Here is a 14163-nt window from a genome sequence, read left to right as displayed (position 1 = left end):
CTCAGCCTTGTTCACTCTGTAGCTCAACGTCTTTCACCGTTGCACCCGGACGCACTTTTTGTAGACCATTGACGATGACTTTTTCGTTAGCCGCCAAACCAGTCAGCACAGCACGTTTCACACCGTAGGTCTGACCGAGTTCAACGTTACGACGAGACACCACGTGATCATCACCAACCACCATGACGTAGTCACCCGCTTGGTCTTGCTGAACAGCCGCCGATGGGATAAGCAAACCATCAATGGTTTTGTTGCGCAGCTTGATGGTCAAGTTGCCATATTCACCCGGCATAAGCGCGTAAGTTGGGTTATCGAATTGTGCTTCTGCTCGAATTGAGCCTGTTTCTAAATCGATCTTGTTGCCAACGGCGTAGATCTTGCCATCAAGCGGGTACAATGAACCGTCTGAAAGCGTCAGTGTTAAATCAACATCCAGTTTGTCATCGTTACGATGGGCCACATCAATCGCACTTCTTACGCGGCGGTAGAGCTTCTCATCCACATCAAAGCCAAAGCGAATTGGGTCGATTTGAGTGATCGAAACAAGAGGAACGAGTTGAATTTTCGAAATACGGTCACCCACTCGGAAGTTGCTGAAACCCACGCGGCCAGAGAAAGGAGCGCGCACAGAGCTAAATTCAAGATCGAGCCTTGCTGAAACCAGCGTCGCTTTCGCCTCTTCTACCGAGGCAATCGCTGCGGCGTGCGCAGCAATGGCGTCATCGTATTGCTGCTCACTGATGCTTTTATCTTTGATGAGTTTCTTCACACGTTCTGCATCACGCGTAGTTTGAACGAGTTGTGCTTTTGCTTTTTGCAACGACGCTTTTGCATACGCCAGTGCCGCTTTGTAAGGACGGTCGTCGATTTCAAACAGCAATTGGCCTTTTTCTACCATATCGCCATCTTTAAAATGAATCGCGGTTAATTCGCCACCGACTCGCGGCATAATATCAACGTCATTTACCGCTTCAGTTCGACCGATAAAAGTATGATAAGGAGTGATTTTTGTTTCGGTTAGGGTAACGGTTTCAACAGAGGGTGCTTGGGCTGTTTTCGTTGCGATATCGCCAGTTTTGCATCCTGATAGTAATGCAGAAGATATAGCAATAGATACCAACGCAAATTTATATTTGGCTTTCATGATAAACCTACTTTATGTAGAAAGAGCTTTGGCCTAAATATTTAAATATATGGATAAACCTACTTTCTATTCTGGAAATAAACGAGGGAGTTAGAATTGGTAGTTAAATTCGATACGGTGATCACCATCACCGAAATTAACGTGCTCATTCCAGTTTGCAAAGTAACGAATATTTGCGCGAGGATTAATTTGATAAGACAACGCAAACTCATGAGTCAAGATATTATCTTCACCCGCATAATAAGTATCTTTATATTGACTAGACCCTGACAACGTATGCATATACATTGGGTTGTAGTTAATCCAGATTTTATCGGTTAATTCAATTTTTGAGTACATACCCACAACAGTGAAAGTACCTGGAATTTCATAACCTTTGTCATCACCACTAAAATCATTAGCAATAGTGACACCCGCACCAGCTAAAGGAAATAGCTGCAACATACCAAACTTAGGTAGACCTTGAATAAAGCTATAAGATGCATCTAATTTATCGTTATCAACGTCGTAGTTTACATCTAATTGACGGCCTAGACCTTTTGCGACTTCTACTTGGAAATTACGTAGTCGGAAAGAGTCAATGCTGTCATCAACGTTGGCATATATTGGATCGTCATTGTCGCGAATGCCAAATAGCTCACCACCAATGCCTTTCATTTCAATGATGTTCATCGCCATGGTACCAGGCTGGCTAGATTGGTAAGTTTGACCGATTTTGATGTTCGCGCCTTTATCAGTAATACCAAAGCCAGCTTGGGTGTATACCGCAAGTGGGTCAGACATATCTTGTAGTTCTTCGCTATTGTTTGTTTGCGCATAGGCAGAAGACGCGAGTTGTAGGGCTGCAACCACAATGGCAACAGACGGTTTCACTAAATTCATAAAACTGTATCCATTTTAATGATTATAAAATTATTCACGTCATGAGGTCATCATAAATAGCAAGCAACACAACTCGCTTTGGATAACATAAATTATCAAAGCAAATTCAATAATGACGAAACATTCGACGTTTTAATTAAAATAAAATAAAGCATCGTAAAAGTTCAATCACCGCTACTTATATCTTATATAACTTGAAATTTGGTAATACCAATGAAGAAGGAAATATTAAAACTTATGAAAATTCAATTATCATTAGAACAAATGATTAATTAATTTTACCATATAAATAGAGAGTGCAATGGATTTAGGTGATCGCGATCAATGTTTCATTTCGATCGTACAACACTCTTCAGATTAATTAGAACATTATAATAATTTAAAAACCTTAGTTTGATTAGCCTAGCATCAGATTAGAATAGTAGGCCTATAATAAATAAAAAGGGAATCACTCTCTGTGATTCCCTTTTATTATCGAGCGATAAAGCGCCGATGTGTTTCGATAACTAAAACGCAAACAATTCGCACTATTGCAGTTTCTCTATTCCCATATTGAACAGTGCAAAACTATAAATATCTGCATTTGTCTCAATTATTTTACGCGTTGGTGTGCCTGCACCATGTCCTGCATTGGTTTCGATGCGAATTAAGGTCGGATTTGAACCCGCTTGCTTCGATTGCAACTCAGCAGCAAATTTGTATGAGTGAGCAGGAACAACACGGTCATCATGATCACCGGTTGTAATCAATGTTGCTGGGTATTCCACCCCTGCTTTTACATTGTGCACCGGCGAGTAACTTTTCAGATATTGGAACATCTCTTTACTTTGCTCTGCCGTGCCGTAGTCATACGCCCAACCAGCACCTGCGGTAAAAGTATGATAACGCAGCATATCCAGTACGCCGACTGCTGGCAGCGCCACTTTAAAAAGCTCTGGACGTTGCGTCATAACGGCCCCCACTAACAAGCCACCATTCGATCCACCGTTAATGGCTAACTTGTTTGATGACGTTACCTTTTCATCAATTAGAAATTCAGCCGCCGCAATAAAGTCATCAAACACATTTTGCTTTTGCATTTGAATGCCAGCGTTGTGCCACTCTTTACCATACTCCCCACCGCCACGAATGTTCGCTACCGCGTAGACACCACCAAGCTCCAACCAAGCCGCACGTGTCGGGTTAAAAGATGGTGTGAGGCTGATGTTGAAACCACCATAACCATATAGGATGGTTGGTGCACTGCCGTCCATCGGTGTCCCTTTTTTATAGGTGATGATCATCGGCACTTTTGTTCCGTCTTTTGAGGTGTAAAACACCTGGCGAGAGTCATACAAAGCTGGATCAAATGGCGCTTTAGATTTGTAGTACACCTCGCTATCACCATCTTTGATGTTCAGACGATACGTAGTGCTTGGCATCTTGTAGTTGGTGAAAGAATAGTAGACTTCGGTTTCTTCTTTTTTACCCGAGAAACCGTACGCGCTGCCAATATCAGGCAATTTGATTTCTCGGATGAGTTTGCCGTTCATGTCGTATTGCTTCACCATCGAGATCGCATCAACAATATAACTCGCAAACAAATTGCCACCCGCGGTAGAAACGCGTAACACATTCTTTGTTTCAGGGATCAAATCTTTCCAGTTTTTGGGCTGCGGCTGACTCGCATCCACCGTCACGACGCGTTTGTTCGGCGCATTAAGGTTCGTAACCAAGTACAGTTTCGTGCCTTGGTTGTCTATCACCCAAGTATCAGAACTGGTGTTATCTAAAATGGTTTTGAGCGAGCTATTTGGCTTACTCAGGTCTTTGAAGAACAGTTTGTTGCCCGACGTCGATACGCTAGCTGAGATAAACAAGTAGCGTTCATCTTCCGACGTGTAACCCCCAACGTAGCGATACTTTTCGTCCTTTACACCACCGAAAATTAATTGGTCTTCACTTTGTTTCGTCCCTAGTTTATGAAAGTAGAGCTTGTGTTGGTCTGTCTTCGCAGAAAGTTCACTCCCTTTTGGCTTGTCATAACTTGAGTAATAGAAGCCTTGATTGCCGAACCAACTGATGCCACTGAACTTAATATCCACCAGCGTTTCGCCGACGGGCTTTTTGGTTTCTGTGTCTAACACAATGACTTTGCGCCAATCGCTACCGCCTTCCGAAATGCTATATGCAACCAAAGAACCATCACGTGAAAAGCTCACTCCCGCTAACGATGTGGTGCCATCTTCACTAAAAGTATTTGGATCGAGGAAAATTTCTGCTTCGCCATCACCTAACTGCCGATAAAGCACATCTTGGTTTTGTAGCCCGTCATTTTTGTAGAAATAAGTGAACTTACCCTCTTTGAACGGCTGGCTTTGTTTTTCGTAATCCATGAGCTTAGTAATGCACTCTTCAATCTGCTCGCGGTAAGGGATTTTCGCCAGATAATCAAACGTCACTGCATTTTGTACCTTCACCCATTCTGCGGTTTCTGGGCTGAGATCGTCTTCCAACCAGCGATAAGGATCACTCACTTTTGTACCAAAGTAGTCATCGACAACATCCACTTTTTGTGTGGTTGGGTACGTGATGGCTTTCGGGGTTACCTGTTCAACCGACGATTGCGCCGCTTCATTCGCATGCGCCACAGACAACACACTTCCGAGTGCGAGAGCCGTTGTGAGTGCTAGGGTGTTCTTTTTCATGAAATTCCTTTTTATTTTTCTGTTTTCTTTTTGTGCAATACATCAGAACTCTACTATATATCGACAAAATGAATCTAATTTCATTAAACGAGTTGTGAAAGCCATCCTAACTCCCTTATTTCCTGCCAATTCTACATATCGGTAAGTGGAGGTGTAGAGCTTAGGAACAACGCTGAAGAGCTACGATGGCGTTTACTCTCTTTCGTCTAATTCAGTTCGATTTGACGCAAAACCCCAGACTCAGAAGCGAAATCTTGGTCGTGACTAATCAGAACAAATCCACCTTTGTATGTATTTAACGCCTGACTAAGCATTATTTTTGACTCGAGATCGAGATGGTTATCTGGTTCATCAAGCAGCAGCAAAGGCTGGGAGTGTTGATGGCTGACGATCAGCATTGCGAGCTTCATCTTCTCGCCACCACTGAGTACGCATCCCAACCGAAACACAGCGTCTCGACGAAAACCGATCCCCGCCAATAAGGTTCTCGCTTCACTTTCCGTCATCTCTTGACAGGTCTCCATTACGTTCTCAAGTAACGAAAGATTTGGATTCACTGCGCCAAAGTGTTGGTCGAGATAATACAAGGGGGTATTCACTTGCAGCTCACCACTCAGCAACGACAACTCGCCAAGCAACGTCTTTAACAAGGTTGACTTTCCGCAGCCATTTTTCCCTTTGAGATGGACTTTATCGTTCGCAAAAATCTGCAAAGTGATAGGAGTAGAATCTCCAAAAGGCAATATACCTTCTTGTATCGACAACACTTTTCGCGAACGGTTCGGATTATCTGCAAGATAAAGCTTTTGCGCTTTGAGCTGCTCATGTCGCGATTGCAACGCCCGCTCTTTGGCTTGTAAATGCACTTGTCTGAGTTGCTCATTCTTATTGCGATTTGAGGCGCTGGCGGTCGCGCTATCCTTTTTGCCATCAAGCAAAATTTTGGGCTGACTGCCGTCTTTGCGCAGTTTGTTCCCTTGCGCGGCGCGTTGGTCTGCTTTTTCGCGATTTTTCTGGGCTTGCTCGGCTAACCGTTTTTTCTGTTTATCGACTTGCGCTAACTGCCTCTCGACCGCTTGCAGTTCAGTGCGTTTTTTCTCGGCGTACACATCGTAATTTCCACCAAAAGCCTGTAAACCTAGGCCCGATAGCTCCCAAATTTCCTCCATCTCTCGCAGCAGCTCACGATCGTGACTGATGAGTAAAATCGCGCCGCTGAAGTGCGTCATAGACTCTATCAACCATTGTTTCGCCTCGGTATCGAGGTGATTGGATGGTTCATCGAGAATCAAAAGCTCCGTTTCGTTTTCAAATAACTGCCATAACTGCAAACGCGCCAACTGACCACCACTGAGCCGAGCACAAGAGAAATCAGGGTCTTGCGGCAAGCCCATCGCAGCAAGCTGCTGTTTGAGTTTCAGTTCAATATCCCACTGTTCGCCAACCAGTTCGAACCAATGTTCAGAAACATCACCTTGTTCAATCTGCTTCAAAGCATGTAAGGCCGAGTCTGTTCCCAGAAATTGGGCGATCGATTGCTGACCTGAAAGCAGATCAGACGGCTGCTGGCGATACATCATGAAAGAAGAGGGAGCAGTCACAACACCGCTGGCAGGCTGAATTTCTCCCGCTAAAATGGAAGCCAAAAGCGACTTGCCGATGCCATTGCGCCCAACCAAACCAACACGTCGTTTAGTCATGGAACAAGAAATAGACTGGAATAGCGTATCGCCATTATCAAACTGATGGCTAACATTAAAAGCTTGTAAAACTGGCATAATTTGCCTCCTGTATGACAGGGACAACAGCCGTAGCTATGATTTGAAATGGCAACAAAACGCGTGCACAAACGCATTAAGCTCTATGTAAAGCTCGACGATATACGTCAAATCAAAAAGTCGTCTTGTTGCAAAGAAATATCGGAAAGTGAGCTACGCCTACTAACCCTGCAGATCCAAAAAATAAGTAAAAATATGGATGACAGGTTTAGTTCTTCATGTTGGCGTAATCTCCTAGAGAAATGATGCACAGAGTGTAGCCGCTTTTTTGTTCAAAAAGCAAGCTTTCTAACCAAATGTGAACAAAAAGAAAGTTTCACAGTAAGTTGTTATATCACATTAACTTTTTAACAAGTCTTTGAACAATTTCGAGATCTTAGCAACACAATTTTTATCCAAGCCATACTATGCTTAGAGTAAAGATAATCCACATAAGGGCGTGGTTATGAAATACAAACATATCCTTGTTGCACTCGAACTGTCAGATGAAAGCACCGTGCTTATCGACAGAGCGGTATCAATGGCAAACTATCTCGACTCCGATATCTCCTTTATTCATATTGATGGTACGCACGGAGAAATCTATCGTGAGCTTGTAGACATCAAAGAAAACCCGGATCAAAGGCCGTTGAATGAGCATTCAATGGAATGTTTAAAAACATTTAGTGATTACATGGATTACCCACTTAAACATTTCTTCGTAGGTACTGGCGACTTGGCTGATAAATTAGAGGTCACCATTAAAGAGCAAGAAGTGGATCTTCTGATTTGTGGTCACCACCAAGATTTCTGGAGCAAGATTATTTCTTACTCCAGACACTTAATTAACAAGTCACCGGTGGATATTCTAGTCGTCCCTATTCATGATTAGTAAAACGTAACGCTTCCCAAAACCACCAATTTATTTGGTGGTTTTTTATTGATATTGAAACAGCTTAAACAGTTTTCCAAACTAGCTTGGCGATCATTTATGAGTTACATTTTCTAACCAACCCGCGCTCCTACTGGGCATGGTTATTTAGATAGCAAGGATCCCTATGGCAAATAAAAAAGTACTCATTCTCTTTGCTCATCCTTCCCAGCATCGTTCAGAAGTGAATACTCCACTTTTCAAAGAAGCTCAAAAAATTGAAGGCGTGACATGTGTTGATCTCTATGGCGAATACCCTCGTTTCGATATTAATATCGACCGTGAGCAGCAACGCTTACGTGAGCATGACGTGGTGATTTTCCAATTCCCACTATATTGGTATTCAACGCCTGCAATTTTAAAAGAGTGGCAAGATCTGGTTTTGGAATATGGCTTTGCTTACGGTACAGATGGCACAGCACTGCAAGGTAAGACCATGCTTTGTGTGCTGTCTGCAGGGGGTAAAGAAGAAGCTTATAAGGCAGAGGGCTACAACCACTTTACGATTCGTCAACTGCTTGCGCCTATTGAACAAATGTCCGCACTGACAGGCATGAACTACATTGCCCCTCTCGCGATGTTTGGCGCACGTACAGCAGATGAAGAAGGGCGAATCCCTCGTCATGTTGAGCGGTACAAGAGCCTGCTAACAGCTTTAGTCGAAGATAGGTTGGATGTTGAAGCTGCGGCGTCATTAATCAAGCTTAACAGCGCATTGCCAGAGCTCATTAAGGAGGCTTCATGACAGGGATATTCTTACAAGCCTTCGTATATTTGATTGCTGCTGTAATTGCAGTCCCACTTGCTAAGCGTTTGGGACTTGGGTCCGTTTTAGGCTATCTCATCGCAGGTGTGGTCATTGGCCCAATTATCGGTTTAGTCGGTGAAGAAACAACAACAATCCAGCACTTTGCCGAGTTTGGCGTGGTGATGATGCTGTTTCTCGTTGGCTTAGAGCTCGAACCCAAAATGTTGTGGGCAATGCGCAATCGCTTAATGGGCTTAGGAGGTCTGCAAGTCGGCGGTACCGTCGCGGCGATTATGGGTATTGCCTTGTATTTTGACCAGCCTTGGACCATAGCCTTAGCCATAGGTTTGATCTTCGCCCTCTCTTCTACTGCGATTGTTTTGCAAACTTTTAGCGAAAAAGGATTAACGAAGACGGAAGGTGGACAAAACGCTTTCTCCGTGTTGCTTTTTCAAGATATTGCAGTGATACCAATGTTGGCGTTCATTCCTCTATTGGCCTTACCTGAATTAATTGAACAGGCACAGTCCGCGGCTCAAACAGCCGCAGCGCACCATGAAGAATTAAGCCTCGTTGCGGGGTTGCCCGGCTGGGCATACGGCATCGTAATCACAGCATCGATTGCAATCGTCGTCGTTGGTGGACACTTTTTAAGTCGACCTCTGCTCAATTATGTGGCTAGCTCTGGTTTGCGAGAAATCTTTACCGCAACTGCACTCATGCTGGTCATTGGTATCGCTGCGCTGATGAGCTTAGTGGGCTTATCTCCTGCCTTAGGAACCTTCTTGGCTGGCGTTGTATTGGCGAACAGTGAATTCCGCCACGAGTTAGAATCCAACATCGAACCATTTAAAGGCCTATTGTTAGGTCTGTTCTTTATTACCGTTGGCGCAGGGATCAACTTCTCGGTCCTTTTTGGTGATTTCAGGTTGGTCATGGCATTGACCATTGGCGTGATGGTTTTGAAAGCCTTGGTGCTGTTTATTCTTGCACTGATATTTAGGGTGAAAGGCAGCAACCGCTGGCTGTTTACCCTAAGCTTGGCTCAAGCAGGTGAATTCGGCTTTGTGCTTCTAAGCTTTTCAGTGCAAAACCACGTCATCCCATTTGAACTTTCACAAACTCTTGCGTTAGTGGTTGCGATTTCGATGTTCCTGACACCAGGTTTGTTTATTCTGTTTGATAGAGTGATTCTGCCGCGCTTTGAAAGCCAGTCAAATGAACGCGAAAGCGATACGATTGAGGAAACAGGCACGGTGATCATCGCCGGCATCGGCCGCTTTGGACAAATAGTGAATCGCCTATTGGTATCAAACGGCGTGACTACCGTGGTACTTGACCATCAATCTGACCAAGTCGATAACATGCGCCAGATTGGCACTCGCGCCTATTTTGGCGACGCGACTCGACCAGATATGCTACATACAGCCGGCATTGAGCACGCCGCTGCGTTGGTTGTGGCGATTGATAACCAAGAATCGAGTGTAGAACTGGTGAAGTACGTTAAGCACACGTACCCAAAAGTAACAGTGATTGCACGTGCCTTTGACCGTGGACATGGCTATCTTTTGCGTCAAGCGGGAGCTGATATTATTGAATCAGAGACCTACCATTCTGCATTGGAGATGGGCGGTCACACAATGAAAGCACTTGGCATTCACCCCTTCTTTGTTGAACAACAGAAGGCGACATATAAGCGTGTTGAAGCACGTAAGTCAGAAATACTCTACAAAGCTTGGGAAGATGATTCTGAAGGTGAACGCTATGACAACAATTTCCGACAACTGTTTATTCAGTTAGAGGAGAAAATGGCGGAAGAGATGCAAAAAGATCGTCATGACAAACTATCGCGGTCAGAACGTGGTTGGACACCGCCACCTAAAGGTTACGCCGATGACTTTAATGAAGATAACGTCCAAGAGCTAACACCACCAAGAGAAGAGCCTATCCAACGATAACGCACTCCATATTAAAAACCTCCCGCTTGGGAGGTTTTTATTTTTTCAGTACAGAGCCACACGCCGTGCAGGATAAAATGATCTTCTCGATATTACATAAGATCATTCATTAAAATCTCATACTCTTCGTTTGCTTCTTCCACTAAATGAGAAAGCTCTAACGCATCAGTAACTGCAAGATTGAACTGCCACGGAGTTGTGTCTTCTTTACCACAGATTCGAGTTTCACACCCACGACTCTCAAAAGACAAATCATCAAACTCTGTGGTGTGGCGCTCTTGAAGTTCAACAATCTCAACTTCTAATTTACCGACAGGATTGACGTTAACGTGGGCATGTAACTCCGAACTGTTAGACAAACAATAATCTCTATGAACCGCAATCATGGCCGCCTCCTTGGTCTGCCAACTGACAACTCAACAGTGAGTGTAGACGAGGGATTTTGAACGTGGCGTGAAATAATAATGAAGATTGATCTGTCTCATTAGAACAGACAATTGTTGTCATGAAGGCATGAGCCAGCATGAATCTCATCTGATTTAAATTGTTCTGAGATCGTAATAGTTGGCATTTACCGAGACTTTCCCTATTATCGAAACAAAATTACTGTGGTCATTCTTTAGAGGTCAGTATGGAGCTTGAAGCCGTTGCTAAAGCACTAAAAGAGTTAGGGCATCCGACTCGTTTAAGTATTTACAAAGAAGTCGTCAAAGCGGGATACAAAGGTATCGCGGTAGGCGGCGTACAAGAAAAGCTTGGCATTCCAGCATCCACTCTCTCTCATCATATCTCGAGCCTTGCTTCAGCCGGTCTTCTCACCCAGCGCCGTGAGGGTAGAACCCTTTTTTGTGTTGCAGAATATCAGTGCTTAGATGACGTAATTGGTTTTTTAAAAGCAGAATGTTGCGTTAACGAGTGCTCATAAATTTCTAGCAAAAACGAGAGAGTTTGAGTTTATATTGAACTTCAGCAGAACGTGAATGACGATGAAAAACATACACACCGAAGTTGCTAAGCTCGGTGTGTACATCTTCTAGTTCGCGACAAGTAACATCGACGACTTAGATGGTACGATTAACTTACCGTCAGTTGGAATGATTTGTTCTGTCATCAAATCAACCCAATTGCCATCCGTTTTTAATGTCAAAGACTGTTGACGCTGTGATTTATTAAGCACCACAATACCTTTGTCACCTCGCTTAAGTACGAGCATGTCATCGTTACCTTCAAGAACACTCATCGGCTCGCCATGCGTCATATTATGGAACTGGATCATTTTTGCCATTCTCGGGTCGCTCCATGCACCTTGCCACCTTGGCTGACCATTTTTACCTTTAATACCGCTGGTGTTTAAGTCGGTATAAATCAACGGCACACCGCCATCTCGGCCTAGAATATAGGCATAAGCTAACCATTCGTTTTCCTCGTCCATGATGAGATCAAGAAAGACATCATTGTTAGGAATATCATGTGTGATAGCAAATGTAATCGCACGACCGGGGGACAAAGCCTGACCAAAACAATAGGGATCAATCAGAGACTTGAAGCTGCCCTTTTTAGCAAACGCCTTAAACATGGTTGAGAACAAAGGGAAATCGTACGCACCTAGGCGAGTTTCCTGTAGATACGGCTCAAGAAACAGCTGATACTCTTCTTCCGTCGCACCGCCATCGGTAATAATTTCACCAAATATATGCACATCCCGCGTGATGTCGTCTGTCCAAACACGCTTAAGATGCTCTAACGTCATGTGTTTCGCAGCGTCAATACGAAAACCTTTCACACCAATAGCTTTCAGCGCCTTTAGGTACGCTCGCTGCTGCTCAACGACATGGTCACAAACACGAAGAGTTGGCAAGCCAGGATCGGTTGGTCCACCTGTGATACGTCCGTTTTGAACCTGCCACTTATCTTTCCAGTCTTTGATGCCGAATGCTTCAACAAAGTCCTCTTCATCAAAAAGTGGTTGAGATAGATCGCCAAACAACGCTAGCGACTGATATTTCTGCTTGTTGTTCTGGTATTCCTCCAAGACCTCTTGTCTTGGGTACTGAAGGTCTCTGCGAAGGTGGGCCTCATTTGCCATATGGTTAAACACTACGTCGGCATAAACCCACACACCAACTTGCTCCAGTTCACGAACCATATGAATAAAATCTTTGGTATCACCCAAGGCATTGTCGATAACACGATAATCTTGTGGTTGATAACGCTGCCACCAGCGCTCATCGTGTGCGCTTTTCATTGGTGGCGAAACCAACACAGAGCCATAACCAAGCTTGCGGATTTCTTTTGCTCGTTGGGCAATGTCAGCATACTTCCAATCAAACGCATGTAAGATAACGTTTGCACCGAATGATTGTGTTTCCTGTGAGCCACTCATGTTGTTCTCCTGCTCGTTTCCACTCACGATTACTTGTTTGCATTTTTTTGTGAGTGAATTCAATAATCGAAATTATAAAAGCTATTCATCAGAGGCACTCACCCTTTTAGCACTAACTCAAGGCTGAAATCGAAGGCGTAGCGACTCATCCATTGCACAGCGATAAATCGTTCTGAGTGAATAACGGGCACACAACATACACCCCAAACAGCCCAGAACAAACCTAAGACATTGTTTTATTTAGCAAAAATATCAATCAAAAAAGATGCAACATAAGACCTACGTACGCCCTAAAATAGGCCCAAAGGATAAAAATAGCCAAGCCAACCCGTTGAGTAATCAATTGTTAATAAAACGAAACTGGCAGATGGATCACGTTTGGCGCGTTTCAAAAATCCAGTAAATCACCATACCTAGCGTTAAAAGACTAAAGATTTCTGTTTGTATCTGTCCCGAAATGACTTCAAAATGCGAAACTTAGCTTGTCTCTATGGGGTATGCTCTACCTTGGAGGATAATAATGAATATCAAAGAATTTTCTGACCTCGTCGGGCTATCTGCTCATACACTTCGATACTATGAAAAAATCGGTTTACTTAAACATGTCCATAGAAACGCGAGTGGACATCGAATGTATAGTTCGAAAGATCTAAACTGGATAAGCTTTGTTAAGCGTTTAAAAGAAACTGCAATGCCACTTGAAGAGATTCTAGAGTATGCCAAATTAAGGGAAGTCGGCTCTCAATCTGTACCACAACGTCAAGCCCTGTTAGAACAACACCAAGAAAACCTCAAACGCCACATTGAGCAACAGAAAAAGCACTTATCGGCTCTAGAAGAAAAAATTGCCTTGTATAAAAGCGGAAAAGTTCGTTGACTTAGAGTTAACTCTAACGATTAAGGTGTGTTTACGTTTATTCACTAGGAACATACCGATGGAACAATCACGCTTTAACAAAGGATTAGAACTACTCTCTCAAATTGATGGCGACGCTGGTCATAATGTCATCGAAACCTTACAAGATATTTGTCCAGATTTAGCTCAGTACACCATTGAGTATCCGTTTGGCGATATTTATGCTCGCCCGGGCTTAGACCTAAAATCGAGAGAAATCGCAACCGTCGCCGCGCTAACGGCAATGGGGAATTGCGCGCCGCAACTAAAAGTGCACTTAAATGCAGCGCTGAATGTAGGCTGTAGCGAGGATGAGATTAAAGAGATCATTTTGCAGATGTCCGTCTACGCAGGTTTTCCCGCGGCATTAAACGGCATGTTTGCATTCAAAGAAGTGCTAGCGGAAAGAGCAGAGTAATAACGACGTTGAAATCAATTTAACCGCAATTAAAAACGGCCCTTGGGGTTCGGGCCGTGATTAAAACAACGAGTGAATTAGCGCTCAGGAGTTTCAAGCAGTTTAACCGCGCAATCTACCGCGTTGTTAATCCCTTGACTGCTCTCCAACTTGCCTGAACTTGCAGGACCAAGGGCACAAGAATACAAAGCCAGCTGCTTATCGAACGGCAGATCCAACTGTTCATAGAGATTTTGTCGGATTCTTGCATGTTGTTCTGGTTCTTGGTTAGCAAGGCTAATCAACGTTTCATAAATAAGCGTTTTCATGTCTTTCCCTTTTCACTTTATTGCACGGGGTGCATATATATTGTATCCATTT

At 43.8% G+C, this 14163-nt stretch carries 13 protein-coding genes; 6 read left to right on the top strand and 7 right to left on the bottom strand.

Annotated elements, in window-relative coordinates:
• Position 1: 1 nt before the first annotated feature.
• The 4 genes from vmeP to R7F07_RS19975 all read right to left on the bottom strand — a co-directional run bounded on the left by vmeP (position 2) and on the right by R7F07_RS19975 (position 6491).
• On the bottom strand, positions 2 to 1144 hold the full coding sequence (gene vmeP / locus R7F07_RS19990) for an efflux RND transporter periplasmic adaptor subunit VmeP (RefSeq protein ID WP_005391278.1): 1143 nt from the start codon (positions 1142 to 1144) through the stop codon (positions 2 to 4).
• 90 nt (positions 1145 to 1234) lie between these two features.
• A complete protein-coding gene (locus R7F07_RS19985; RefSeq protein ID WP_017821525.1) occupies positions 1235 to 2026 on the bottom strand; it encodes a hypothetical protein in 792 nt (263 codons plus the stop codon).
• A 527-nt stretch (positions 2027 to 2553) separates the two neighbouring features.
• The gene (locus R7F07_RS19980) at positions 2554 to 4713 is read right to left on the bottom strand and encodes a prolyl oligopeptidase family serine peptidase (RefSeq protein ID WP_171342508.1); all 2160 of its coding nucleotides are present in this window, start codon (positions 4711 to 4713) and stop codon (positions 2554 to 2556) included.
• Between the two features lie 206 nt (positions 4714 to 4919).
• A complete protein-coding gene (locus R7F07_RS19975; protein ID WP_171342507.1) occupies positions 4920 to 6491 on the bottom strand; it encodes an ATP-binding cassette domain-containing protein in 1572 nt (523 codons plus the stop codon).
• A gap of 445 nt (positions 6492 to 6936) precedes the next feature.
• Here R7F07_RS19975 and R7F07_RS19970 point away from each other — a divergent pair, with 445 nt between their 5' ends.
• From R7F07_RS19970 to R7F07_RS19960, 3 genes are all read left to right on the top strand, one after another.
• Positions 6937 to 7362, top strand: coding sequence for a universal stress protein (locus tag R7F07_RS19970; protein WP_005375398.1), 426 nt, complete (start codon positions 6937 to 6939; stop codon positions 7360 to 7362).
• Between the two features lie 166 nt (positions 7363 to 7528).
• On the top strand, positions 7529 to 8146 hold the full coding sequence (locus tag R7F07_RS19965; protein ID WP_005375391.1) for an NAD(P)H-dependent oxidoreductase: 618 nt from the start codon (positions 7529 to 7531) through the stop codon (positions 8144 to 8146).
• Positions 8143 to 10107, top strand: coding sequence for a monovalent cation:proton antiporter-2 (CPA2) family protein (locus tag R7F07_RS19960; protein ID WP_171342506.1), 1965 nt, complete (start codon positions 8143 to 8145; stop codon positions 10105 to 10107). The genes R7F07_RS19965 and R7F07_RS19960 overlap by 4 nt, the downstream gene beginning before the upstream one ends.
• Positions 10108 to 10199: 92 nt before the next feature.
• Here R7F07_RS19960 and R7F07_RS19955 read toward each other — a convergent pair whose 3' ends face one another.
• On the bottom strand, positions 10200 to 10493 hold the full coding sequence (locus R7F07_RS19955; protein WP_318110552.1) for a hypothetical protein: 294 nt from the start codon (positions 10491 to 10493) through the stop codon (positions 10200 to 10202).
• Positions 10494 to 10738: 245 nt separating this feature from the next.
• Between R7F07_RS19955 and R7F07_RS19950 the strand changes: the two genes are divergently transcribed.
• The gene (locus R7F07_RS19950; RefSeq protein ID WP_005375388.1) at positions 10739 to 11032 is read left to right on the top strand and encodes an ArsR/SmtB family transcription factor; all 294 of its coding nucleotides are present in this window, start codon (positions 10739 to 10741) and stop codon (positions 11030 to 11032) included.
• A 108-nt stretch (positions 11033 to 11140) separates the two neighbouring features.
• On the opposite strand, the gene R7F07_RS19945 is transcribed toward R7F07_RS19950, so the two are convergent.
• Positions 11141 to 12490 (bottom strand): alpha-amylase family protein, encoded by a 1350-nt coding sequence (locus tag R7F07_RS19945; protein WP_054578668.1) that lies wholly within the window; start codon positions 12488 to 12490, stop codon positions 11141 to 11143.
• A gap of 520 nt (positions 12491 to 13010) precedes the next feature.
• On the opposite strand from R7F07_RS19945, the gene R7F07_RS19940 reads away from it, so the two are divergent.
• Both R7F07_RS19940 and R7F07_RS19935 read left to right on the top strand, forming a co-directional pair.
• On the top strand, positions 13011 to 13367 hold the full coding sequence (locus R7F07_RS19940) for a MerR family transcriptional regulator (protein WP_005375386.1): 357 nt from the start codon (positions 13011 to 13013) through the stop codon (positions 13365 to 13367).
• A 58-nt stretch (positions 13368 to 13425) separates the two neighbouring features.
• On the top strand, positions 13426 to 13803 hold the full coding sequence (locus R7F07_RS19935) for a carboxymuconolactone decarboxylase family protein (protein WP_005375385.1): 378 nt from the start codon (positions 13426 to 13428) through the stop codon (positions 13801 to 13803).
• 77 nt (positions 13804 to 13880) lie between these two features.
• Here R7F07_RS19935 and R7F07_RS19930 read toward each other — a convergent pair whose 3' ends face one another.
• On the bottom strand, positions 13881 to 14111 hold the full coding sequence (locus tag R7F07_RS19930; protein ID WP_005375384.1) for a PAS factor family protein: 231 nt from the start codon (positions 14109 to 14111) through the stop codon (positions 13881 to 13883).
• Positions 14112 to 14163: the final 52 nt, after the last annotated feature.

The organism is Vibrio sp. YT-16 (assembly GCF_033337405.1).
GTDB lineage: Bacteria > Pseudomonadota > Gammaproteobacteria > Enterobacterales > Vibrionaceae > Vibrio > Vibrio alginolyticus.
This window is presented reverse-complemented; position numbering and strand designations above follow the sequence as displayed.

Excerpts from the sequence above, each read along its gene's own strand:
- vmeP (WP_005391278.1), bottom strand. The coding sequence starts at position 1,144 with ATGAAAGCCAAATATAAATTTGCGTTGGTATCTATTGCTATATCTTCT.
- R7F07_RS19985 (WP_017821525.1), bottom strand. The coding sequence starts at position 2,026 with ATGAATTTAGTGAAACCGTCTGTTGCCATTGTGGTTGCAGCCCTACAA.
- R7F07_RS19980 (WP_171342508.1), bottom strand. The coding sequence starts at position 4,713 with ATGAAAAAGAACACCCTAGCACTCACAACGGCTCTCGCACTCGGAAGT.
- R7F07_RS19975 (WP_171342507.1), bottom strand. The coding sequence starts at position 6,491 with ATGCCAGTTTTACAAGCTTTTAATGTTAGCCATCAGTTTGATAATGGC.
- R7F07_RS19970 (WP_005375398.1), top strand. The coding sequence starts at position 6,937 with ATGAAATACAAACATATCCTTGTTGCACTCGAACTGTCAGATGAAAGC.
- R7F07_RS19965 (WP_005375391.1), top strand. The coding sequence starts at position 7,529 with ATGGCAAATAAAAAAGTACTCATTCTCTTTGCTCATCCTTCCCAGCAT.
- R7F07_RS19960 (WP_171342506.1), top strand. The coding sequence starts at position 8,143 with ATGACAGGGATATTCTTACAAGCCTTCGTATATTTGATTGCTGCTGTA.
- R7F07_RS19955 (WP_318110552.1), bottom strand. The coding sequence starts at position 10,493 with ATGATTGCGGTTCATAGAGATTATTGTTTGTCTAACAGTTCGGAGTTA.
- R7F07_RS19950 (WP_005375388.1), top strand. The coding sequence starts at position 10,739 with ATGGAGCTTGAAGCCGTTGCTAAAGCACTAAAAGAGTTAGGGCATCCG.
- R7F07_RS19945 (WP_054578668.1), bottom strand. The coding sequence starts at position 12,490 with ATGAGTGGCTCACAGGAAACACAATCATTCGGTGCAAACGTTATCTTA.
- R7F07_RS19940 (WP_005375386.1), top strand. The coding sequence starts at position 13,011 with ATGAATATCAAAGAATTTTCTGACCTCGTCGGGCTATCTGCTCATACA.
- R7F07_RS19935 (WP_005375385.1), top strand. The coding sequence starts at position 13,426 with ATGGAACAATCACGCTTTAACAAAGGATTAGAACTACTCTCTCAAATT.
- R7F07_RS19930 (WP_005375384.1), bottom strand. The coding sequence starts at position 14,111 with ATGAAAACGCTTATTTATGAAACGTTGATTAGCCTTGCTAACCAAGAA.